Source organism: Cupriavidus sp. FW306-1B-F12B, from assembly GCF_058781795.1.
Genome location: NZ_JBYSXC010000003.1, coordinates 402989 through 425155, shown reverse-complemented (window position 1 = coordinate 425155; position 22167 = coordinate 402989). Strand labels below are relative to the sequence as shown.

Annotated in this window: 19 protein-coding genes; 10 read left to right on the top strand and 9 right to left on the bottom strand. The window is 68.8% G+C overall.

Features of this window, described 5'->3' with window-relative positions; translation table 11 throughout:
- From AC3WLE_RS08220 to AC3WLE_RS08210, 3 genes are all read left to right on the top strand, one after another.
- On the top strand, positions 1–412 hold a 412-nt coding region (locus AC3WLE_RS08220; protein WP_492356542.1), incomplete at its 5' end, for a hypothetical protein.
- Between the two features lie 150 nt (positions 413–562).
- Entirely contained in the window at positions 563–952 is a 390-nt protein-coding gene (locus AC3WLE_RS08215; protein ID WP_010813534.1) for an OsmC family protein, read from the top strand.
- Between the two features lie 433 nt (positions 953–1385).
- The gene (locus AC3WLE_RS08210) at positions 1386–2207 is read left to right on the top strand and encodes a hypothetical protein (protein WP_492357134.1); all 822 of its coding nucleotides are present in this window, start codon (positions 1386–1388) and stop codon (positions 2205–2207) included.
- Positions 2208–2389: 182 nt separating this feature from the next.
- On the opposite strand, the gene AC3WLE_RS08205 is transcribed toward AC3WLE_RS08210, so the two are convergent.
- The 8 genes from AC3WLE_RS08205 to AC3WLE_RS08170 form a co-directional block, all read right to left on the bottom strand.
- Positions 2390–3151 carry a lipoate--protein ligase family protein gene (locus tag AC3WLE_RS08205; protein WP_492319276.1) on the bottom strand — a complete coding sequence of 254 codons (762 nt, stop codon included), beginning with the start codon at positions 3149–3151 and terminating at the stop codon, positions 2390–2392.
- A gap of 46 nt (positions 3152–3197) precedes the next feature.
- A complete protein-coding gene (locus AC3WLE_RS08200; RefSeq protein WP_340525849.1) occupies positions 3198–3539 on the bottom strand; it encodes a carboxymuconolactone decarboxylase family protein in 342 nt (113 codons plus the stop codon).
- A gap of 79 nt (positions 3540–3618) precedes the next feature.
- A complete protein-coding gene (locus AC3WLE_RS08195; RefSeq protein WP_492319277.1) occupies positions 3619–4743 on the bottom strand; it encodes an acetoin dehydrogenase dihydrolipoyllysine-residue acetyltransferase subunit in 1125 nt (374 codons plus the stop codon).
- On the bottom strand, positions 4743–5759 hold the full coding sequence (locus AC3WLE_RS08190) for an alpha-ketoacid dehydrogenase subunit beta (protein WP_492319278.1): 1017 nt from the start codon (positions 5757–5759) through the stop codon (positions 4743–4745). The genes AC3WLE_RS08195 and AC3WLE_RS08190 overlap by 1 nt, the downstream gene beginning before the upstream one ends.
- Before the next feature lie 36 nt (positions 5760–5795).
- Positions 5796–6797, bottom strand: a complete 1002-nt coding sequence (locus tag AC3WLE_RS08185; protein ID WP_492357133.1) for a thiamine pyrophosphate-dependent dehydrogenase E1 component subunit alpha — start codon at positions 6795–6797, stop codon at positions 5796–5798.
- Between the two features lie 71 nt (positions 6798–6868).
- On the bottom strand, positions 6869–7948 hold the full coding sequence (locus tag AC3WLE_RS08180) for an ATP-NAD kinase family protein (RefSeq protein ID WP_492319280.1): 1080 nt from the start codon (positions 7946–7948) through the stop codon (positions 6869–6871).
- Positions 7949–8183: 235 nt separating this feature from the next.
- Positions 8184–10190, bottom strand: a complete 2007-nt coding sequence (locus AC3WLE_RS08175) for a sigma-54-dependent Fis family transcriptional regulator (RefSeq protein ID WP_492357132.1) — start codon at positions 10188–10190, stop codon at positions 8184–8186.
- 228 nt (positions 10191–10418) lie between these two features.
- Positions 10419–11447, bottom strand: a complete 1029-nt coding sequence (locus AC3WLE_RS08170) for an LLM class flavin-dependent oxidoreductase (protein ID WP_492352717.1) — start codon at positions 11445–11447, stop codon at positions 10419–10421.
- A 191-nt stretch (positions 11448–11638) separates the two neighbouring features.
- Here AC3WLE_RS08170 and AC3WLE_RS08165 point away from each other — a divergent pair, with 191 nt between their 5' ends.
- Positions 11639–12394: an IclR family transcriptional regulator gene (locus AC3WLE_RS08165; protein WP_492357933.1), complete on the top strand. Its 756-nt coding sequence runs from the start codon at positions 11639–11641 to the stop codon at positions 12392–12394.
- Between the two features lie 12 nt (positions 12395–12406).
- Here the strand turns inward: AC3WLE_RS08165 and AC3WLE_RS08160 are convergent, their stop codons facing one another.
- On the bottom strand, positions 12407–15190 hold the full coding sequence (locus AC3WLE_RS08160) for a hypothetical protein (RefSeq protein ID WP_492357130.1): 2784 nt from the start codon (positions 15188–15190) through the stop codon (positions 12407–12409).
- 204 nt (positions 15191–15394) lie between these two features.
- Here AC3WLE_RS08160 and AC3WLE_RS08155 point away from each other — a divergent pair, with 204 nt between their 5' ends.
- From AC3WLE_RS08155 to AC3WLE_RS08130, 6 genes are all read left to right on the top strand, one after another.
- Positions 15395–16108, top strand: coding sequence for an IclR family transcriptional regulator (locus AC3WLE_RS08155; protein ID WP_492319285.1), 714 nt, complete (start codon positions 15395–15397; stop codon positions 16106–16108).
- Between the two features lie 64 nt (positions 16109–16172).
- On the top strand, positions 16173–17780 hold the full coding sequence (locus AC3WLE_RS08150) for an OPT/YSL family transporter (RefSeq protein WP_492319286.1): 1608 nt from the start codon (positions 16173–16175) through the stop codon (positions 17778–17780).
- 67 nt (positions 17781–17847) lie between these two features.
- On the top strand, positions 17848–19041 hold the full coding sequence (locus tag AC3WLE_RS08145; RefSeq protein WP_492357129.1) for an aminotransferase class V-fold PLP-dependent enzyme: 1194 nt from the start codon (positions 17848–17850) through the stop codon (positions 19039–19041).
- A gap of 44 nt (positions 19042–19085) precedes the next feature.
- On the top strand, positions 19086–19841 hold the full coding sequence (gene pepE / locus AC3WLE_RS08140) for a dipeptidase PepE (RefSeq protein WP_492357128.1): 756 nt from the start codon (positions 19086–19088) through the stop codon (positions 19839–19841).
- Between the two features lie 133 nt (positions 19842–19974).
- Positions 19975–21135, top strand: coding sequence for a porin (locus tag AC3WLE_RS08135; protein ID WP_492319289.1), 1161 nt, complete (start codon positions 19975–19977; stop codon positions 21133–21135).
- 58 nt (positions 21136–21193) lie between these two features.
- On the top strand, positions 21194–22150 hold the full coding sequence (locus tag AC3WLE_RS08130) for a DUF1177 domain-containing protein (RefSeq protein ID WP_492357127.1): 957 nt from the start codon (positions 21194–21196) through the stop codon (positions 22148–22150).
- Positions 22151–22167: the final 17 nt, after the last annotated feature.

Genomic DNA, 22167 nt, shown 5'->3' with positions numbered 1-22167 from the left:
TCTCTGTGTGGAAGCCTCGCGGCTCCCTCGCTCTTTCGAGCGGTCGCTCACTCTCAGAAAACTGACTGACCAGATCCAAAGATCCAGTCACGTTTTGCTGTGCGAGCACTGTATAACTTGTGAAGCAACACTGTCCGAAGACAGCGGCGTCCGCTACCCAGCGCCCACACTTATCGGTTGTTTGGTTGTTAAAGAACTTCGCCGCCGGCTTTGCCGTTCAGCGCTGCCGCGTTGTCTGCAGCAGAGAAACAAGATTATGCAGAGCTTTCCTCGTTTCGTCAACCGTTTCAGCATCTTTTTTTGCTGCGGCCAGCGCGCCAACTTCGCTGCGCCAACCGATCCGGTCGACCCCGCAACCCGCGCCCCGTCTGCTTTGCAGCGCTGCGTTGTGTTGCGAGGGGGCGAATATTAAGTGACCGCAGCGGGGTTGGCAAGGGGTTCTTCGAAAAAAAGCCAACCCGCCTAAAAAAGGCATTCCAAGCCACTTCAGCTGTCGTCGGGCGCTGCTTATAGAATGGCTGTTCCGGCCCACCGGGCCGCTCTTTATAGATGGGGACGTTTGATGACTATCCAAGCGACCTGGCAACCAAGCCAGGGCAACAGCATCTGCCACCTGACCAACGGGACTGCCGAGTGGCAGGCCGACCTGGATGCATCTGCCGGCGGCGACACCCAATACCCGAACCCGCATGACCTGCTGGATTCGGCCCTGGCCGCCTGCACCACGCTGACTTTGCAGCTGTACGCCAAACGCAAGGGCTACGCCATCACCGAAGTCCATGTATCGGTCGGTCATGAAGAGGCCAACGGGACCTACACCATGAACCGGGAGGTCAAGGTCAGCGGAGAACTCACGCCCCAGATCCTGGATGACCTGCTCCGCGTGGCGAATCGCTGCCCGGTGCACAAGACCTTGTCGGGACAGTTTTCCATCCAGACGTCGATTGCCTGACCCACCCTGGCAAGATCCCGCTCTCTGCTATTGTCAGCTCAAATGATAATCGTTATCATTTATGCCTCAGGCTGTGACACGTCCTGAGTCAGCAAATGGGTTCACCGGACACGGACGTGTCCGGTCTTTTCTTTCCGGCGACCTACCGTCGCGGCGGCCCCGTTCCGGCCGATTCCCTCCTGCCCGATGTCATCGTCCTGACGCACGTGGTGCGATACCGTACCTGGCGTGGACCAGGCGCGTGCCCCACCCGTTCGAGGGGCATCCTGCCCCGGTGTGTTGGCTGGCCCACCAAGGTTTCGTCGCTTTCCGGGCAAACCGGCGCCGTACGCTTTATCTGCCATGCACCGCAGGCTTACCATGAACGGAAAGCAGAACAAGTAGAAGGCGCCAACAGAAAGCGCCGATACATCGAAGCGAGCGGGGGGATTCCTTGACCAACTTCATCGAAGCGTATTGCGCGCAGGTTCGGCTTGCGGGCGCAGTCGGCGTGATCGCCAAACCGGTTGTGGTGGCACAGGACGGCGCCTACGCCATGCACTACGTGCCCTGCGAATACCTGAACATCCAGGCACCTCTGGTGCTGGTCAGCACCACGCCCGGCCACGCCCATGTGCGGCTGGCCGCCGCCGTCACCGAAGAACTGATGCGCGCCCATGCACCTGGCAGCGTAATTCAGCGCGAGAACAAGCGGCGCGTCGAACTGGGCGGCAAGCTGGTGCGGCCTAACCTGATCCGCATGCTTGACCACTTCCGGGTGCCCGAACTGGTCGGCCTGCCGCACGCCGCGGCATTGTGGAACGATGGATTCGAGCGCCTGCAACCGCTTGCCTTGCTGCCGCATGCCACCACGCGGCGCGGTCTGGCGTTCGACGGCCCACTGGAAGAACTGCTGGAGACCCCGATGCTGCGCGAGGTATTCGAAGCGCAGTTCCTGGGAGCCGTGCGCCAGATGCGCACGGATGCGCTGTACATCGCGCTGGGCCGTACCGCCTGGGCAGGGCTGCGGCATGCAGTCAGCCGCCGGCTGCTGGCAAAGCATCAACTGCTGGGGATGATGCCCGTGCCGGCGCGCGCCGGCAGCATGGTGCGCTACTTCCTGCGCGAGATCGCCGCCAGCGACCTGTCGGCCAAGGATCCGGTGCGCCATCGGGTGGCCTGGCTCGATGCCGCCCATGCCGAACTGGAAGCCAGCGTGCGCAAGCTGCGCGCTGCCATCCGGCCGGATCCGCACTCTGCCTACCTGATCGCGTAAGCGATCACTCGCCTCAATGATTGTGCTCGATAGACCCCACCGAAGTGGGGTCTCGGTGGCCCGCATTGTGTCGATAACGTCTCCTGAGGCATCTGACACGCCTCGCATTCCCGATTTTTGGCGGCCCCGCGTGGGCCGCGATTTTTTTGGGGATCGCCAATTAGCGCCGCCCGGTCAAGCGGCTACGCCGGTGGCGGCGTCTGCCCCACGCTTCGCCGCAGCGCATCCGATACCTGCGCCATCAGCGCGGCGTCGTCATCGACCGCGCGGCCGCTGGCCGACAATGCCTCGCGCACGCTGACGACCTTGCCCGCGTCATAGCACCGGCCGCTGTCGATGGCAGCTTCGAACGCATTGGCGCGCGCGTTGATCTGCACGGGGTCGGCGCTGACCAGCAGCACCGCATGGGCCAGCACCAGGTGGCGCTGCCCGTCGGGCGCTTGCATGGCCGCGGGTGCGCGGCGCCAGTACTGCGCCGTGCCGGCGATCTTGCGCGCGGCTTCGGGCGGGCCCCAGGCCAGGTTGTAGCGGCCGTCGCAGAAGGAACCGGCCACCGCCTGCCAGTGCGTGTCGACGCCCAGCGATTGCAGCGCGTCGCCGATGACCTCGCACAAGTGCAGGTAGACCGCGTCGCTGCGCGCGCCCGGCGGCTGTTCCACTGTGTAGGCCAGGCTCAGGTTGAGGATGCCAGGGCCCTGCGGCACCAGCCCGCCGCCCGACATGCGCAGGAATACCGGACATCCCTGCTGCGCGAAGTCGGCGCGCGCGGTTTCCAGCGCGGCATGGCGCAGGTAGGTGCGCGGCACCACCAGCGACAGCGGCGCCTCCCACAGCTGCGCCACCTGCCGGCCTTGTGCCGCGAGGTCGAGCAAGGCCAGCTCATCCTGCAGCGGGTCGCTGCCCGCCTGCCCGGCATGGGCCGCATCGACAAATTCAAACGGCATGGGATGGCACCAGCCTCCGGATGGCAACGTGCCGAGTCTAGCAACACTAGGCATTGAGCGCATCGAAGTACGCCAGCGCCTTCGACGCGTACATGGCGCCCGGTCCGCCGCCCATCTCGATATTGATGGCCAGCACTTCGGCCAGCTGCTCGCGCGTGGCGCGATGGCGCAGCGCCTGGCTGGTGTGGAACAGCACGCAGTCGTCGCAGCCCTTCTGCACCGCCAGCGCGACGGCAACCAGTTCCTTGACGGCGGCGGGCAGGCTGCCGTCCTGCGTGGCGGCCTTCATCACGCCCTGGAAGGCGCTCATGGCGGCGGGCTGGGCCTGGCCGAGCGCACCGAATTGCTTGTTGATCTCGGTCAGGCGGGTCTTCAGGTCTGTGGTCATGAGGTCTCCTGTCTTGAATTCGAACAAGGCGAGCTGGCCGCGCGGATGGCGCCCTGGGCGGCGCCATCCGCGCGCGGCATCAGCCGGCCAGATGCATCTTCAGCAGCGCGTTGAAGTCATTGGCCTTCTCCATCTGGCTCATGTGGCCAGCATCGGCAAAGACCTTGACGGTGGCTCCCGGCGGCGCGGCTTCAGCGTGCGCGACCGGGATGATCTGGTCCTGACCTCCCCACACCACCAGCACGCGCTTGCCACTGTTGGCCAGCCGCTGGCCAGGCTGCTCGCTCTGGCGGCCGCCGCCGAAGAGCCCCTGCCCCAGCGCCGTCAGCGCCTCGGTGACGCCGTCCAGCCGCTTGTAGCGCAGCAGGTCGTCCAGCATCTGGCGGCTGACCAGCCCCGCGTCGGCGAACAGCAGTTCGACCACGGGCTTGAGCTCGCGCCGGGACTGGGCACTGACGAAGCCTTCGGTATAGCCGCTGTTGACGGCGTCGCCAAAGCCCACCGGCGACACCAGCGCCACCGACAGCACCCGCTGCGGTGCATCGACGGCAAGTTGCGCCGCCACGCCGCCGCCCATCGAATGGCCGACCACATGCGCCGCCTCGATCCCGGTCTCGTCCATGAAGCGCGCTACAAAGCCGGCCATCTGCGCCAGCGTCGCGCCCGCGAGCCGCGGCGACGACTGTCCGTGGCCGGGCAGGTCGAGCGCCACCACGGTGTACGCGTCGGCCAGGGGATCGAGGTTGAACAGCCAGTTGTCCAGGTCTCCGCCAAATCCGTGGATGAAGAGCACGGTTTCGGCGCCGCCACCCTTGCGGGCATAGCGGACCCGGATGCCGTCGACGTCGGCAAACTGGTACGCGGCAGCGGCGTCTTCTTCGCCAGCGTCGTCCGCCGGCGTCTCATAAGCCGCGACATAGTCATCGATTTGCGCATCGCTCACCTCCGCAGGTGCCAGCACGCCGAGCAGCGCCTTCACCGGCAGCACGTCGCCGGCCTGCGCCACCTTGCGGCGCAGCGTGCCCGCGTCGGGCGCCTCCACCGCATTGGCGATCTTGTCGGTTTCCACATCCAGGATCGGCAGGCCCACGGTAATCACGGTTCCTTCGTCGACCAGCCAGGCATTGACCGTGCCTTCCTTCATCGACAGGCCCCACTTGGGCATCACGATCGGGATAATCGTGGGGGAAATTTCGGTTGCCATCAGTGCTTGCCCTCCTTCATGGTCTTGCGCGCGGCGGCGACGATCTGCGCGGCGCTGGGGATGTACAGGTCCTCCAGCGTCGGCGAGAACGGCACCGGCGTGTGCGGCGGGCACACCATCTCGATGCCGGCCTTGAGCGCGCCGAAGGCCTGCTGCGCAACCTGCGCGGAGATATCGGTGGCGATATTGCAGCGCGGGCTGGCCTCGTCCACGACCACCAGGCGGCCGGTGTTCTCGACCGATTCCAGCACCGTGTCCATGTCCAGCGGCGAGAGCGTGCGCAGGTCGACGATCTCGGCCTCGATGCCCTCCTTGGCCAGCGTTGCCGCCGCTTCGAGCGCGCGATGCACCATCAGCCCGTAGGTGACGATCGACACGTCCTTGCCGTCGCGCACGATATTGGCCTCGCCGAACGGGATTGCGTAGGCGCCTTCTGGCACCTCGCCCTCCAGGCCGTACAGGTTCTTGTGCTCGCAGAAGATCACCGGGTCGTTGTCGCGGATCGCCTGGATCAGCAGGCCCTTGGTGTCGTACGGCGTGGACGGGCACACCACCTTCAGGCCGGGGATATGCGTGAACAGCGGCGTCAGCATCTGGCTGTGCTGCGCGGCCGCGCGAAAGCCCGCGCCGACCATCGCGCGGATCACCACCGGGGTCTCGGCCTTGCCGCCGAACATGTAGCGGAACTTGGCCGCCTGGTTGAAGATCTGGTCGAAGCAAACGCCCATGAAATCGATGAACATCAGCTCGGCGATCGGGCGCATGCCGCAGGCCGCGGCGCCGATGGCGGCGCCCACGTAAGCGGATTCAGACAGCGGCGTGTCCAGCAGCCGGTCGCCGTGCTTGGCGTAAAGGCCCTTGGTCACGCCCAGCACGCCGCCCCAGGCGTCCTTCTCGCCGTCCGCGCCGGCGCCGCCGACGATGTCTTCGCCCAGCATGATGACGCTGGGGTCGCGGGTCATTTCCTGGTCGATCGCCTCGTTGATCGCCAGCTTGATACTCAGTTTGCGAGCCATGGTTTGTCTCCTGATATTGGGTTAGCGCGTGGCGGATCAGTAGCTGACGTAGACGTCGGTGAGCAGGTCTTCGGGCCCGGGCTGCGGCGCGGCCTTGGCTTCCTGCACGGCATGCTCGATCAGCGCGGCGACCTCGCGGTCGATGGTGTCGAGTTCTTCGCGCGCGACCACTCCCGCCTGGGTCACGGCGCGGCCAAACAGCTTCAGGCAATCCTTGTTGGCGCGGATGTCGTCGAGTTCGCCGGCGGCGCGGTAGGTTTGCGCATCGCCCTCGAAGTGGCCATAGAAGCGGACCATCTTGCATTCGAGCAGCGACGGTCCGCCGCCTTCGCGCGCGCGCCGGATCACTTCGCCGGCCGCTTCATGGACCGCGAAGAAGTCGGTGCCGTCCACCGTCACGCCCGGGATGCCGAAGCCGGCGGCGCGGTCCACGTAGCTGTCCACCGCGGTGCCGTAATCGCGCGAGGTCGATTCGGCATAGCCGTTGTTCTCGATCACGAAGATCACCGGCAGGTTCCAGACCGCGGCCAGGTTCAGGCTTTCCAGGAAGGTGCCCTGGTTGGAGGCGCCGTCGCCGCAGAAGGTGATGCCGACCTCGCCCTTGCCGCGGAACTTGGCAGCCAGCGCGGCGCCGCAGATCAGCGGCGCGCCTGCGCCCAGGATGCCGTTGGCGCCCATCATGCCCTTGGACAGGTCGGCGATATGCATCGAGCCACCCTTGCCATTGCACGAGCCGCCCTTCTTGCCGTAGATCTCCTTCATCATCGCCACCGGATCGACGCCCTTGGCAATGCAGTGGCCGTGGCCGCGGTGCGTGCTGGCGATGCGGTCGCCATCGTTCAGGTGGTGCAGGATGCCGACGCCCGTGGCTTCCTCGCCCGCGTATAGATGGACGAAGCCCGGGATGTCGCCGCGCCCGAAGTCCACGTGCAGGCGTTCTTCGAAATCGCGGATGGTGCGCATCTTCCGGTACACCGTCAGCAACGTCTCCTTGTCGAGCGGCAGCGCTGCGGAATCTTGAGAAGCTCTGGCTGTCATGTCTGTCTCCTTCGTTTTCAGGTGTTGCACTTCAAGAAAGGGGAAAAGCGGGCGGACGCGGTGCCCGCGCGTCATCCCACCGCGGCGGGCTGCGGCAGGCTGCGCATCAGGTGGTGGCGCGCGGCATGGCGCATGCAGGCCGCGACGTCGATGCTGCGAAAGGCGTGGTCATGCAGGGTGACGGTGACTTCGTCGTCCGGGCCAAAGGCCAGCTCGCGCTCGCCGTCCAGCGCGACAATGCCGCTGCGCTGGCGCACGCGATGGGGACGGCCGTGTTCAAGCCGCTGCCAGCCGGCCACCGGCACGGTGCACATCAGGCCGGGTGCGATCGGCGCGCACAGGTCGAATTCGCCTTCGCCGGGCGCGGCCAGTTCGATCGCGAGGCCGCCCTCTTCGCGCCGGCCCACCGGCTTCAGCAGCCCGGCGATGGATGACAGGCCGATGGCCTCGGGGTCGGCAAAGGACACGTAGACGGCGGCAAGCGTGTCGGTCTTCCACAAGGCGCGTGCGCCGATGAAGTGCTCATGCGAGATCACCGCATCCACCAGTGCAATATCGCGGCGAAAGCCGCCGTTGCCGTCGCGGATGACGATGTCGAGCCGCTTGTTCGACGCCAGCGCCTGCGCAGGGGGAATGCGGCCCGTGGCATAGAGGCCGGTGGCCAGCCCGATGATGGTGGGCTCGCGCATTTCGGGGTAGGCATTGTTGGTGCCGGTCGACAGGCCCGCGATCGGCACAGCACCGCACTCGCGCACCACCGCGCGGTGGGTGCCGTCGCCGCCCAGCACGATGATCGCGGCCACGCCCGCATCGGCCATGCAGCGCGCGGCGCGCAGGGTGTCGTCGACGCGCGCGGTGACCGGCATGTCGAGGTAGTCGACCGCGGGCAGGCCCGAGTCCGGCCCCTGCCGGCGTGCCAGGTGCCGCGCCAGCATGACGCGCAGGCCTTCGCGGTCGGGCATCATCAGCACGCGCTCCACGCCGCAGGAGGCCAGCGCGGCCAGCAGGCGCAGCACGATATTGACGCGGTCGGCCAGCTGCAGGCTGTTGGCGTTGGCGATCACACGACGGATGTCGCGCGCGGAAATCGGGTTGGCGATGATGCCGACCACTGGCGCGATCTGCGCGCTGGCGCCTGCTGCGTGCCCCATTGCCTGTCTCCTGTTGTCGTTGTCTTGCCAGGCGTATTTGCAATGGCTGTGCCAGTGCGCGCAGGCAGTGAAAACAGGGGAAACAGCGGCCTCGGCGGGGTCGGATCCGAGGGATTACCCCGAGGCGGCAGGGCAAAAACGACGCTGCGCTGTGACAGGTGTCACAGCGCAGGTGTACAGGGGATGGACAACCGTATCGCAGGGATGGCGCGCGTGCGCCGTGCTGCCTGCCGGCTTATGCGTCGGTGGGCTCCGGGCCGCCGTCGCGCCGGTTGGGCGACTGGATGCCGTAGCGCTCCATGCGCCGGTACAGCGTCATGCGGCTGACGCCGATCTGCCGCGCGACCGCGCTCAGGTTCCAGCCGGACGCGCGCAGGTATTGCATCAGCAGCATGCCTTCCGGCGGCAACTGGTGCGGATCGAACGGTGCGGCAGCGGGTGACTGGGCGGGCCCTGGCTGCGGCAGGGCGGCGGACGGTGCGGGTCCCGCCAGGCTGTCAGGCAGGTCCTGCACATCGATATAGCCGTCGGCGCAGACCGCGCGCGCGTACTCCAGCACGTTGCGCAGTTCGCGCAGGTTGCCGGGCCAGCGGTGGCGGTGCAGCCGCTCGCGTGCCGCGGGCGACAGCGTGATCTCGCTGCCCTCTGCGCCCCCTTCCTGCAGCAGCTTGCGGACCAGCCAGTCCAGGTCGGTGCGCGCACGCAGCGGCGGCAGCGTGAAGCGCGCGCCGTTGAGGCGGTAGTACAGGTCCTCGCGGAAGCGCCCGTCGGCCACCAGTTGCTCCAGGCTGTGGTGCGTGGCGGAAATGACCCGCAGCCGCACCGGCACCGGCCGCGCGGCGCCGATAGGCAGCACTTCGCCCTCGGCCAGCACGCGCAGCAGCCGCGACTGCAGCTCGCGCGGCATGTCGCCGATCTCGTCCAGGAACAGCGTGCCGCCGTCGGCCTCCTGGATCAGGCCGCGCTTGCCGCGCGGGCCTGCGCCGGAGAAACTGTTGGGCAGGTGCCCGAACAATTCGCTTTCAATCAGGGTTTCAGGGATCGCCGCGCAGTTCACCGCTACGAACGGCCCGCCGCGGCGGGCGCTGGCAAGATGCAGCGCCTTGGCCAGGAACTCTTTGCCGCTGCCGGTCTCGCCGTGGATCATCAGGTTGATCGGCGAATCGACCAGGCGCGCAGCGCGCTGCAACTGCTGCTGCAGCGCGGCATCGCCGCCGGTCAGCGCCGCCAGCGCATCCGGCATCGCCACCTGCGTTTCGGCGGGCGGCGCCTGCCAGCGCAGCGCCGGCGGCAGCACGCTCAGGTACAGCAGGCCGCCGCTGCGGGTCAGCGCCACCAGGCGCTGCTCGCTCGGGCGCGAATAGACATAGTGGCCCAGGTCCTCCAGGCGCGCGTCGAACAGCGTCTCGAACCGCTGGCCCAGCACGGTGGCGCCCGGTGCGCCACCCAGCTCGCCTTCCAGCATCAGCCTGGCGCGGTGGTTGTGGCCGACGATGCGGCCGGCCTCGTCCAGCGCCAGCAGGTATTCGGGATTGACGTCGACAAACTCCGGCGCCACGTTCAGCTTCAGGATCCAGTCGCGGCGGTGCGCGCGCAGGAAGTTGGCGTTCTCGATATGCGCGGCGTAGATGCGCACCATCTGCAGCGCCAGCCCCTGGCTGTCCTTGGCCTGCGGCGAGGTCAGCGCGGAGATGTCGAGGATGGCGTGCAGGTTGCCGTGCGTGTCGAACAGCGGCGCGGCGGTGCAGGTCAGCGGGATATGGGTGGCGTCGAAATGGTCGGCCTGGTGCACCGTCAGCGCCTGGCCCGTGGCCAGGGCGGTGCCGACCGCGCAGGTGCCGGCGCCGCTCTCGCTCCACTCGGCGCCCAGGTACAGGCCCGCGTGGCGCAGCGCGGCGTCGCTGCGGGCCTCGCCGATATAGTCGACGGTCACGCCCTGGGCATCGGTCAGCAGCACCACATAGCCCAGGCCCGCCACCTGCCCATACAGGCTCTGCAGGCCGTGGCGCGCGATGCGCGCGAAGTCGTCGATGCGTTCCTGGTGTTCGCGCAGGCGCGGCTGCGGCAAGATGCGCGCCTCCTGCATGCGCGACGGATCCAGGCCGTACTGGTGCACGCAGCGGCGCCATGAGTTCTGGATGATGGCGTCGTGCGCGATCCGGTCCGCAAGCACGGCCGGCGGGGCAAGGTATGTGGTGGCCTGGACCACCGTCTCGATGTGCTCGCGTTGCCGCAGGTCCATCGCTGTCTCCTGTCGTCGCTGCCGTCGGCCCCATGGGTGATGGATGGGGTGATGGATCGGGCGGACTGTCGGGCGCGTGCTGCGGAAGCCGCGCCTCTGTGTCTCGGGCCTTCTAATGTATCCGAGCGGATCAGCGGTACGCAAACAGGATTAGAGCGGCGCTCGCGGGCGCATGCCGCAAGTGCGGCGCACGCCATACCGCAGGACCGCAGGCGCTCAGAGCGCCGATTAGGTCTTCAGGCTGCGCGCCGCATCGGCAGCGATGGCGAACGAGCGCAGGCGCGCCTGGTGGTCATGGATCTGCCCGGTCAGCATCAGCTCGTCCGGGCGCAGGTCATCGACAAAGCGCTGCATGCCGGCACGCACGGCGTCGGGATCGCCCACCACCGAGCACGCCAGCGAGCGGCGGATATGGTCGGCCTCGCTCTCGTTCCACAGCGCTTCGATATCGTCCACCGGCGCGCGCAGCTGCCCCGGAGTGCCGCGCACCAGCGCCAGGAATTGCTGCTGCAGCGAGCTGAACAGGCGGCGCGCCTGGTCCCCGGTCTCGGCCGCAAACACGTTCAGGCCCAGCATCACATAAGGCCGGTCCAGCGCTTCGGAGGGCCGGAAGGTGCGCCGGTACAGGTCCACCGCCTGGCGCATGAAGCCCGGCGCAAAGTGCGAGGCAAAGGCGAACGGCAGGCCCATCGCCGCCGCCAGCTGCGCGCTGAACAGGCTCGAACCCAGCAGCCAGATCGGCACCTTGAGCCCGGCGCCGGGCACCGCGCGCAGGCGCTGGCCGGGGCGCACGTCGTCGAAGTAGGCCTGCAGTTCTTCCACGTCCTGCGGGAAGGTATCGGCGCTGTCGGCCGACAGGTGGCGGCGCAAGGCGCGCGCAGTGGCCTGGTCGGTGCCGGGCGCGCGGCCCAGGCCCAGGTCGATGCGGCCCGGGTAGAGCGAGGCCAGCGTGCCGAACTGCTCGGCGATCACCAGCGGCGAATGGTTGGGCAGCATCACGCCGCCCGAGCCCACGCGGATGGTGCTGGTGCCGTTGGCGACATAGCCGATCAGCACGGCGGTGGCGGCGCTGGCAATGCCGGGCATGTTGTGATGCTCGGCCAGCCAGTAGCGGTGGTAGCCCAGCTGCTCGGCATGGCGGGCCAGGTCGAGCGAGTTGCGCATGGCATGGCCGGCATCGCTGCCTTCAGGGATGGGGGCCAGGTCCAGCACCGACCAGGCCACGCCTGCGCCGTTGGGGATAGAGTCGTGATTCATGTGGTGGATGGCGGGCGGCTGGTGCCGCACGCGGGCAATGCGTATGGCCCGCCATCTTAGAGACCATGGCGCGATCGTGCTGGCAGCCTGATCGCGGCCCTTCGGGCGGCGTGGGTATCACGGGGGCGCGGGAAGGATTGAGTCGCGCCGCGCTTGCCCGTACCATGCAGCCCGATGCCAAGGAACAAGCGATGACACTCAAGACACTGGACGGTGCGCTGGCCCTGCTGACGCACTTCACCGTGCGCCAGCCGACCTGGGGCGTGCGCGAGCTGGCCAAGCACAGCGGCGTGCACTACGCCGTGGTGCACCGCGTGCTGGCGACGTTTGCCGCCAATGGCTTCCTGGTGCAGGACGCGGCCACCGGCAAATATTCGCTGGGACTGCGGTTGTTCGAGCTGGGACAGGTGGTGCGCAAAAGCTTCTCGCCCGACGAGATCGTGCGCCCGGTGCTGGAAAAGCTCGCCGCGCAAAGCGGCGAGACCGTGTTCCTGTCGTGGCTCGATGGCCATGAGGGCCTGTGCGTGGGACTGGTGCAGAGCCAGCACCAGCTGCGCTTTTCGATCGAGCTGGGCGAGCGCTTCCCGCTCTATGCGGGCGCGCATGCCAAGGCCATGCTGGCCTTCCAGGACGATGCCTTCCGCGATGAGGTCTACCGCCAGGGGCTGGCGCGCATCGCCCCCCACACGACGCTGGACCGCGAGCGCATCGAGCAGCAGCTGGCCGAGGTGCGCGAGCGCGGCTGGGCCCATACGCGCGAGGAAGCCGCCGCCAGCGTGGCCGGCCTGGCGTTGCCGCTGCGGTCGCGCGACCGCAGCGCGGTGGTGGGCTCGGTCGCCATCGCCGGGCCGCAGCAGCGGCTGGACCAAGCCGCGGTGCCGCGCCTGCTGGAGGCGCTGCGCGATGCCAGCGGCCGGCTGGAAGACGTCATCGGCTTCGTGCGCTGACGCGCTGTCCCCTCACACCAGCAGGGCCTTGCCCACGGCCCCGCCCAGCACGCGCTGGCCGATCGCATGGCCCAGCGCGCGATAGCTCTCCCATTGCGCCTCATCGAAGAACTGGTCGCCGGTGGCCTCCTGCGGAAACGCGGGATGGGTCGCGCCGTAGTGGCGCACGTCGGCCGGCGCCCATGACACCAGCCGCGGCTTGAGCAGCACGATGCGGCAGGTGCGCGCGCGGGGCGCCCCGCACTCCGGGCCGGTGCGAAAGACGTTGAGCAGCACCGCGCATTTGTCGCCGGTCGGAGCGCCCGGCAGGAAATCATCCGGTACGCCAAAGACACGGCTCAGCACCGGGTGCGTGGTGGCAGCCTCGGTATCGACCACGATCTCCAGCCCATGGTCGATGCGCGCCAGCCGGATCAGGTTGGCCAGGTCGCCGAAGCGGTAGTCGGGGTCGCTCCCGCAATCACACAGCACGATCAGCGCGACCTCGCGGCCCGGGCGCAGCAGCTCGTACACGCCGGTATTGTCGAAATGCCCGCCATCGGACAGGTACTGCCAGCCGCGCCGCGTGCCGTGGAAGCGCGCGCTCAGTTCGCAGCCCAGGTAGTACTGCGTGCGGAACAGCGCGATGCCCGCGGCCAGCCACGGATGCGTGGCGCGTTCCGGATGGCGCCGCGCGCGGCCCCGGCGCCCGCCTTCGCGCGCGTGGCTGGCCGGATACGACGGCCACCATGTGCCCAGCCGCAGGTTCGCCAGGCCGAGCAGCAGCGAGGTGCCCAGCGTGCTCGCGCGCCCAAGGCCGGTGGACACCGCCGCACCCGAGATCGCGATCCAGTCGCCCACGGTGCGCGATTCGGCCAGCTTGCCCGACGAAGGCCAGGACACATCCGGGCAGCAAGCCCAGCCGTCGATGGTGAAGCGCGCGTAGGCGTCCGGCGGCAGCGCCGCCGCCGTACCGGCCTGCGCCACGCAGGGTCCGGGTGCCAGGCACAGCGGCATGCCCTTGCGGTCGCGCTGCACCAGTTGCGCGGCCGGATCGACGGTCAGGTTCAGCGTGACGTTGATCAGGTGCAGCGGCGCCAGCATGCGCGGATCGTAGTACGCGTTCAGGCTGAGCTGGTCGCCGGGCACGGGCTCGGCCACGCTGAAGCGGGCGCGCTGGCTGCCGTCGCGGTCGGCACTCGGGTCGGGAGCCGCGAAGCGCTCCCCGTTGGACGCGCCCAGGAACGCGCGCGTGAGCCGCGCCGCGTAGAACGGCTGCAGCGTCGACAGGTTCAGGAAGCCGGAGAAGCGCCCCGCCACCAGCGCCAGCACCAGGCTCACCACGGTGAACGTGGCCAGCGCCGGGCCGGTATAGGCGTTGCCGAACACCAGCCAGTCGACCGGCTCGCGCCCGTCCCAGCGCACCCACAGCACCAGCCACGACCACAGCACGAACAGCAGCAGCGCCAGCACCGCCGCGGCCGCGCCCGCCAGCAGCGACACCGGCAGCCGCGCGCACAGCGCGCGCCAGGGCGTGTCGGCGCGGCCCTTGCGGCCGGCATCGAGCCAGCGCGAGCCGTAGTGCACCAGCCAGACCAGCACGCCCAGCACAGTTGCGGGCAGCGCCGCGCCCCACTGGTGGTGGGCCTGGTGGGCAAACAGGTAAGCGGTGCGTGCGATGGTGTCGGCAATGCCCAGCGCCGCCAGCCACAGGGTCAGCGTCAGCGCGCCACGCAGTGCGCGCGTGGTGCGCACGCGGTAGGCGGCCACGGTGCGCGGCTCGCCCTGCAGCAGCGCCAGGCACCACAGCACGCCCAGCAGGGTCAGCACGCCCAGCACGGCAAAGAGCTCGCCGATGACCAGCCCCGATCCGAGCCATTCGGACCAGCGCGCCGCGGCCAGCAGCATCAGGCCCAGCAGCGTGGCGAGCAGCGGCGCGGGGCTCAGGAAGCGGGCCGTCGCCTGCGGATCGTTGGCGCGCGGGTAGATCAGCCAGTAGGCCAGCCCGGGCGGCACCGCGCCAGCCAGCGCGGTGGCCAGCGGCAGCCACAGCAGCGTGCTCCACCAGATCGCGCATTCGCCCTGGTTGAAGGCCTGGCGCGCGTCGTGCAGCAGGTCCATCTCATAGCGCCCCAATCCGTAGGAAACCCCCACCGCGACGTGTTGCCCGAGCGCCAGCACAGCCAGCAGCACCAGCAGCGCGCTGCCGATCACGAAATGCATGGCCAGCCAGTTGCGCACCACCAGCGCGGCGGCATAGAGGTTGTCGCCGGCACCGGTGGGCGACAGGTAGCGGCCGTTCTCGCGCAGCCATGCGACCGCGCCGCGGCCAGGGTCGGCGGCGTAGGACACCGAGGTATGGATGCGCCCCGGCGGCTCGCATTGCAGCGTGTGATAGGCGTCGGTGGCGGCCTGGACCGGGCCCGCGCCGCGGCGCAGGCGGCCGGGCACGAACAGGCTGACGAAGAAGGCGCCGAGGTAGCCGCCGCCGCTGACGGTGGACAGGTAGTCGAACTGCGCCAGCAGCGAGGCCAGGCCCGGCACGGTCTGCGCCGCGGCGGCGGTGGCCGCCGCCGGTGTCGCGGCTTCCGGCGCGGGGGCCGGCGCTGCCGCCTTGGCGGGCATCGCGGTGCCCGCCATCGCCTGCATCACGCCCAGGCAGAAGGTGGCGCTGCGGATGCCGCCGCCGGACAGCGCCAGGGCCCAGTTGCGCTGGCCGTCGCCGGCGCGCGGCGCAATGCCGAGCTGGCGGCGGCGCTGGGCGATGCGGGTGGCCTCGTCGCCGGATCCGCCGGTTCCGTGGTGTTCCGCGGCCATGCGCGTCCTCCCGGTAACAGTCGGTCTGCGCCAAGTATAGGCGGCGGCGCTCCGCCGTTGCCGCCGCCGGCACTCGCCCGGCGCCGCCAGCCAGCCCCGCGTTAACCCTGATTGTTGAGAGCCGGGACGAGGCCTAGCATTTCTCTGTATCAGAGACGTTGTCTCTTATATAGAGACAACAGCAGTCGACGCAACCACCCCGCCATGCTCAAGACCCTGGACGGCGCCCTGGCGCTGTTGACCCACTTCACCGCCCGCCAGCCCAGCTGGGGCGTGCGCGAACTGGCGCGCCACAGCGGCGTGCACCACGCCGTGGTGCACCGCGTGCTGGCGACCTTTGCCGCCAACGGCTTCCTGGTGCAGGACGCGCTTGGCCGCTACGGCCTGGGGTTGCGCTGGTTCGAGCTGGGACAAGTGATGCGCAAGACGTTTTCGCCGGCCGAGGTGGTGCAACCGGCGCTGGAAGCACTGGCGCGCGAATGCGGCGAGACCGTGTTCCTGTCGTGGCTGGACGGTGGCGAGGGCTTGTGCACGGATATCGCCCAGAGCCAGCACCAGCTGCGCTTTTCGATCGAAGTGGGCCAGCGCTTCACGCTGGACGCCGGCGCGCACGCCAAGGCCATCCTGGCATTCCAGCCGGAAGCGTTCCGGCGCCAGGTAACGGGCGACGCGCCCGAGCCGGAAGCACGGCTGGCGCAGATCCGCGCCGACGGCTGGGCCTACACCTGCGAGGAATCCGCCGCCACGGTGGCCGGGCTGGCGCTGCCGCTGCGCCACCGCGACAGCCGGGCGGTGGTGGGATCGCTGGCCATCGCCGGCCCGCTGCAGCGCCTGACGCCTGAGGCGGTGCCGCGCTTGCTGGAGGCGCTGCGCACCGCGCGCAACACCATCGGCCCGGTGGCGGGTTTCATGCGCTGAGCGCGCGCCAGGCATCACACACAACAGACAAAACCAGACAACACTACGGGGAGCGGTGGACAACATGACCATGCCAACACAACTGAACGCGCCGATGGCGGCGCAGCCTGCAACACGGACACGCTTCATGGAGCCCTTGCTGCTGCTGGTCTCCGTGGGACTGTCGGTATTCGGCGCCATGATCGGCATGCAGCTGATCGTGTCGCTGGGGATCTCGGCCAACACCTCGATCATCGGCGCGCTGATCGCGATCGTGTTCTCGCGCATCCCGCTCGAGATCACGCGGCGCTTCCGCGTGCTGGAGCGGCAGAACCTGGTGCAGACGGCAATCTCGTCGGCCACCTTCGGCGCCGCCAACTCGCTGATGATCCCGATCGGCGTGCCTTACGCGATGGGCATGCCGGAACTGGCCACGCCGATGCTGATCGGCGCGGTGATCGCCATGTTCGTCGACGGCGCCATGCTGTACTTCCTCTTCGGCAGCAAGATCTTCCCCGCCACCGGCACCTGGCCGGCCGGCATCGCCACGGCCGAGGCCATCTGGGCCGGCGACCGCGGCGGGCGCAAGGCCGCGTTCCTGGGCCTCGGCATTGCCGTGGGCGTGGGCGGCGCCTGGCTGGGCGTGCCGATGTCCGCGTTCGGCGCCGCTTTCCTGGGCAACCTGGCGGCACTGACCATGTTCGGCATCGGCCTGCTGGTGCGTGGCTATTCGGTGGCGCTGACCGGCATCGACATCGCCCGCGCCTATATCCCGCACGGCCTGATGATCGGCGCGGGCATCGTCGCGCTGTTCCAGGTCGCCAATGAAATCCGCCGCGCGCGCCATGCCCCGGCCGTGGACACGGGCACCATCGAAGTCCCGGCCTCGCGCGCCAGCCGCATCCTGTCGGGCGGCTTCCTGATCTACCTGGCGATTGCGCTGCTGATCTCGGTGCTGGCCGGCCATGTCTCTGACATGTCGCTGGGCATGCTGGTGGTGTTCGTGCTCTATGCCGCCTTTGCCGCCTATGTGCATGAGCTGATCGTCGGCATCGCGGCGATGCATTCGGGCTGGTTCCCGGCCTTCGCGGTGGCGCTGATCACGCTGACCATCGGCATCCTGATCGGCTTCCCGCCGACGGCGCTGGCGGTGCTGGTGGGCTTCTCCGCCGCCACCGGCCCGGCCTTTGCCGACATGGGCTATGACCTCAAGACCGGCTACCTGCTGCGTGGCGAGGGCCGCGACATGGAGGCCGAGCTGGCCGGGCGCAAGCAGCAGTTCCTGGCCGCGATGATCGGCTTCGCGGTGGCCGCGGTGGTGGTGCTGGTGTTCCACGGCACCTTCTTCGCGCAAAACCTGATCCCGCCGGTGGACCGCGTCTACGCGGCCTCGATCAAGGCGGGCTCGTCGGCGGAGATTGCCCGCAACCTGGTGATCTGGGCCATCCCCGGCGCGCTGCTGCAGCTGATCGGCGGCTCCAGGCGCCAGCTCGGCATCCTGCTCTCCACCGGCATGCTGATTGCCTCGCCGCTGGCCGGCTGGGCAGTGCTGGCCGGCCTGGCGATCCGCTTCATGCTGCAGCGCCTGCGCGGCGACAAGCACGTGGCCGAGATGAGCGCCTTTGCCGGCGGCGTGATTGCCGGCGACGCGCTGTTCAGCTTCTTCGGCTCCGTCACCAAGCTGCGCAAGTAAGTGCGCAACTGAGTCTTACCTCGGGGCGCGGCCGCCGCGTCCCGCCTGTCATTACCCGAGACGTTCCATGGATATCCAAGCCATCCAGGCCATCCGCGCCGACACCCCGCTGACGGCCTCCACCATCTATCTCGACACCGCCGCGGCCTCGTTGCCGCCCGACGCGGTGCTCGATACCGTGCGCAGCTACCTGCTCGATACCGGCCATGTCGGCATCTACCTGCCGGCCTTCCGCAAGGAGACCTATGCGCGCGTGGAAGCGGTGCGTGGCAAGCTGGCCGGGCTGCTCAACTGCGCCGCCGACGAAGTCGCCTTCACCAAGAACGCCACCGAGAGCATCTCGATCGTCGCGCGCGGCATCGCCTGGAACGCCGGCGACGAAGTGCTGGTGGCCGACACCGAAATGCTGAGCAACCTGCTGCCCTGGCGCCGACTGGAGCAATCGCGCGGCATCGTCGTGAAGATGGTCGCGGCCAATGCCGAAGGGCTGCTTGCGCCCGAGGCGTTCGCGGCCGCCGTCACCCCGCGCACGCGCCTACTCACCTTCTCGCACCTGCCCAATTCGACGGGTGCGGTGCAGCCGGCCGCGCAGATCTGCGCGGTGGCGCGCCGCCACGGCGTGCTGTCGCTGGTCAATGCGGCGCAGAGCGTGGGCATGCTGCGCTCGGACGTGGCCGAGCTGGACTGCGATTTCCTGGCTGGCTGCGGCCGCAAGGCGCTGCGCGCGACCGAGGGTGCGGGCTTCCTGTATGTGCGCCGCGCGCTGATCGAGCAGGTCGAGCCCGCGCTGGTGGGCTGGTGGAACGGCGCCTATGACCGCGCCACCGGCGCGCTGTCGCTGGTCGCTGGCGCCAGGCGCTTCGAGGCTGGCTGCCCGATCGTGCCGGCGATCCTCGGCATGGGCACCGCCATCGACTACGCCGCCGCCATCGGCATCGACGCCATCGAGGCGCGCGTGCGCGACCTGACCGAGTACGCGGTGGCGAAGTTCGCATCGATCCCCGGCTTCGAGCTGTATGGTCCGGCCGACGTGGCCGACCGCATCGGCATCGTGCCGTTCAACGTGCGCGGCGTGGACCCGGCCCGCATCGTGGCCGCGCTGGAAGCGCAGCGATGCATCATCGAGGCCGGCAACTTCATGGCCGACGCCATCCTGGCGCGCTACGGCGTGTCCACCATGGCGCGCGTCTCGCTGCACTACTTCAACACGCATGAAGAGATCGACCGCGTGGCCGCGCTGATCCGCGCCGCGATCGCCTGATCCCGCATTGAACTTCACCAGACTCTCCTGACGGAAACCAAGACATGACCCAACGCATCCTCCTGATGAGCAGCTCGCGCAAGGACAACCTCGGCTACCTCGAGCACGCCGGCGAGCAGATCCACACGCTGCTCAGGCGCGAGCCGCGCAAGGTGCTGTTCGTGCCGTTCGCCGGCGTGACCTTCAGCTTCGACACCTATGAAGGCATGGTCAAGCCGGTGTTCGAGGCGCTGGGCTACGCGCTGGAATCGATCCACCACAGCGCCGACCCGCTGCGCGCCGTGGAGCAGGCCGAGGCCATCGCGGTCGGCGGCGGCAACACCTTTGCGCTGCTCAAGCGCATGTACGACGCCGGCATCGTCGACGCGATCCGCGCCAGGGTGCGCGCGGGCACGCCATACGTAGGCTGGAGCGCGGGCAGCAACGTCGCCTGCCCGACCATCCGCACCACCAACGACATGCCCATCGTGCAGCCGCCGTCGCTGCGCGCGCTGGGGCTGGTGCCGTTCCAGATCAACCCGCACTTCATCAGCGGCAAGCCCGCCGGCCACAACGGCGAAAGCCGCGAAGAGCGCCTGGCCGAGTTCCTGCACATCAACGCGCCGGAGCACGTGTTTGCGCTGCCGGAAGGTTCGGCGCTGTTCTCGGACGGCACCCGCGGCACCGTGCTGGGCGAGCGCCATGCGCTGTGGTTCCCGGCCGAAAGCAAGGTCGAAACGATTCGCGAAGGCGAGACCTTCCCGCTGTCGCAGATCACCGGTCCGGCCGGGATGCAGGACTGGCCGGGCTTTGCTGCCTGAGCCGGCGGCACTGCCCTGAGCCGCTGACGCACTGACCCGGGCCTGCCCCGGGCACAACAAAGAAGAACCGCCCCGCGGGCCGCGCCGTGCCGCCCGCGCGGGCCCCCTTTTGCCCTTTGGAGGAGAAAACAAGATGAGCCACACCATCCGCCACGCCGCCCGCCTGGCACTGCCGCTGCTGCTGGGCCTGCCGGCCGCCGCGATGGCGCAGTCCGGGGTGACGCTGTACGGCGTGATCGACACCGCGCTGACCTACCAGACCCATTCCAACCCCGCGGGCGATGCCCAGATCGGGCTGCAGCAGGGCGGCGAAGGCTTCCTGTCGGGCAGCCGCTTCGGCCTGAAGGGCATCGAGGACCTGGGCGGCGGCATGAAGGCCGGCTTCGTGCTGGAGAACGGCCTGCTGGCCGACACCGGCAGGCTGGACCAGCAGGGCCAGCTGTTCGGGCGCCAGGCCTACGTGAAGATCGGCAACCAGTGGGGCGAGCTGGCGCTGGGCCGGCAGTACACCACGGCCAACACCATGCTGTACTACGTCGACCCGCTCGGCGTGGGCGCGGCGCCGTCCAATGCGTGGATGGTCTACCTGACCGGCCAGCGCTACGACAACGCCGTCAGCTATACCGGCAATTTCGGTCCGGTGTCGGTGATCGCCGAATATGCGCTGGGCGAAACCGCGGGCAACACCCGCGCGACCTCGTCGATGTCGTTCGGCGTGAGGTACGCGGCCGGCCCGATCACCGCAGTGGGCGACTTCCAGCAGACCCGCGACAGCCAGAGCCGCGCAGCACGCATCTACCTGGCCGGCCTGAAGGCCGCGGTCGGCCGCGCCAGCCTGTTCGCCAACTACATCCACAGCGACCGCGACGCGGGCTTCGATTCGTCCAAGGGCGGCACCGACACGGCCACCATCACCAGCATGTCCACCGCGGCCACGCCGACCAACCGCGCCGCCATCAGCTCGGTCTTCGGCGGCAGCCGCCACGACGACTTCTTCACGCTGGGCGCGAGCTACCCGGTCACCGGCAACGTCACGCTGATCGGCAGCGTGATGCACAACCGCACCCGTGCCGACGGCTTCAGCGGCAACCGCACCACTGCCTACGCGGTCGCCGACTACGCCTTCAGCAAGCGCACCGATGCCTACCTGGCGCTGGCCTACGACCGTGTCCACGGCGACTGGTCGGGCCTGTTCGGCAACAACACCACCAGCTGGACCGGCGGCAGCGGCAAGCCGCTGGACGGGCGCGACAGCCAGACCACGGTGATGGTCGGCCTGCGCCACCAGTTCTGACTTTTTGTAGACGCCCTGCCCGCGCCGCGCGGGCAGGGCACATCATTTGGAGAAAGCCATGGCCCTGCAGCAGACGCTGGTCATTCATGAAGCCCTGGACAACCCGCACGCCAACGGTGCGGTCGTCAGCGAACTGTTCGCGCCCTATGCCGGCGCCGGCGTGAGCGTGGAAGTGACCACGATCCACAACGCCCCGCCCGAGAACACGGCCAACACCACCGACTTCATCACTATCGTGATCCCCGGCACCACGGGCAAGCGTGGCGGCGGCAGTGCGCCGACGCTGGGCGTGATCGGCCGCAATGGCGCGATCGGCGCGCGCCCGGAACTGGTGGGGCTGGTGTCTGACGCCGACGGCCCGATCGGCTGCCTGGCGGTGGCGCTCAAGCTGGCGCAGATGAAGGCGCGCGGCGACCACCTGGCGGGTGACGTGATCGTGACCACGCACCTGTCGACCAATGTCTCGATGCAGCCGCACGACCCGGTGCCGTTCATGGGCATGCCGGTTTCGTCCGACACCATGAACAACTACCAGGTGCCGCCGGAGATGGACGCGATCCTGTCGATCGATGCGTCCAAGGGCAACAGCATCATCAAGCACCGCGGCTTTGCGATTTCGCCGACGGCGATGCAGGGCTACATCCTGCGCGTGGCGCCGGACCTGGTGGCGACCATGGAGTCCACCACCGGCTGCCCGGCGGTGACCTTCCCGATCTCGCAACAGGACATCACGCCGTACCACAACGGCCTGTACCACTTCAACAGCATCATGCAGCCGCACGTGGCCACCGGAGCGCCGGTGGTCGGCGTGGCGGTGACGGCGCAGTCGGTGGTGTCGGGCAGCGCGACCTCGGCCAACCATGAGATCGACATCGCCGAAGCCGTGCGCTTCTGCGTGGAGGTGTCCAAGCGCTTCGGCGCCGGCAAGTGCCAGTTCTTCAATGCCGCCGAGTGGGAGAAGATCCGCGCGGCCTACCCGGACCTGTCGGTATTCCAGACCGCGGGCAAGCGCTGAGCGCAGCGCCGGCGGCC

Excerpts from the sequence above, each read along its gene's own strand:
- AC3WLE_RS08165 (WP_492357933.1), top strand. The coding sequence starts at position 11,639 with ATGACACTCAAGACACTGGACGGTGCGCTGGCCCTGCTGACGCACTTC.
- AC3WLE_RS08190 (WP_492319278.1), bottom strand. The coding sequence starts at position 5,759 with ATGGCTCGCAAACTGAGTATCAAGCTGGCGATCAACGAGGCGATCGAC.
- AC3WLE_RS08145 (WP_492357129.1), top strand. The coding sequence starts at position 17,848 with ATGGATATCCAAGCCATCCAGGCCATCCGCGCCGACACCCCGCTGACG.
- pepE (WP_492357128.1), top strand. The coding sequence starts at position 19,086 with ATGACCCAACGCATCCTCCTGATGAGCAGCTCGCGCAAGGACAACCTC.
- AC3WLE_RS08135 (WP_492319289.1), top strand. The coding sequence starts at position 19,975 with ATGAGCCACACCATCCGCCACGCCGCCCGCCTGGCACTGCCGCTGCTG.
- AC3WLE_RS08150 (WP_492319286.1), top strand. The coding sequence starts at position 16,173 with ATGACCATGCCAACACAACTGAACGCGCCGATGGCGGCGCAGCCTGCA.
- AC3WLE_RS08175 (WP_492357132.1), bottom strand. The coding sequence starts at position 10,190 with ATGGACCTGCGGCAACGCGAGCACATCGAGACGGTGGTCCAGGCCACC.
- AC3WLE_RS08205 (WP_492319276.1), bottom strand. The coding sequence starts at position 3,151 with ATGCCGTTTGAATTTGTCGATGCGGCCCATGCCGGGCAGGCGGGCAGC.
- AC3WLE_RS08180 (WP_492319280.1), bottom strand. The coding sequence starts at position 7,948 with ATGGGGCACGCAGCAGGCGCCAGCGCGCAGATCGCGCCAGTGGTCGGC.
- AC3WLE_RS08195 (WP_492319277.1), bottom strand. The coding sequence starts at position 4,743 with ATGGCAACCGAAATTTCCCCCACGATTATCCCGATCGTGATGCCCAAG.
- AC3WLE_RS08160 (WP_492357130.1), bottom strand. The coding sequence starts at position 15,190 with ATGGCCGCGGAACACCACGGAACCGGCGGATCCGGCGACGAGGCCACC.
- AC3WLE_RS08215 (WP_010813534.1), top strand. The coding sequence starts at position 563 with ATGACTATCCAAGCGACCTGGCAACCAAGCCAGGGCAACAGCATCTGC.
- AC3WLE_RS08130 (WP_492357127.1), top strand. The coding sequence starts at position 21,194 with ATGGCCCTGCAGCAGACGCTGGTCATTCATGAAGCCCTGGACAACCCG.
- AC3WLE_RS08170 (WP_492352717.1), bottom strand. The coding sequence starts at position 11,447 with ATGAATCACGACTCTATCCCCAACGGCGCAGGCGTGGCCTGGTCGGTG.
- AC3WLE_RS08200 (WP_340525849.1), bottom strand. The coding sequence starts at position 3,539 with ATGACCACAGACCTGAAGACCCGCCTGACCGAGATCAACAAGCAATTC.
- AC3WLE_RS08185 (WP_492357133.1), bottom strand. The coding sequence starts at position 6,797 with ATGACAGCCAGAGCTTCTCAAGATTCCGCAGCGCTGCCGCTCGACAAG.
- AC3WLE_RS08155 (WP_492319285.1), top strand. The coding sequence starts at position 15,395 with ATGCTCAAGACCCTGGACGGCGCCCTGGCGCTGTTGACCCACTTCACC.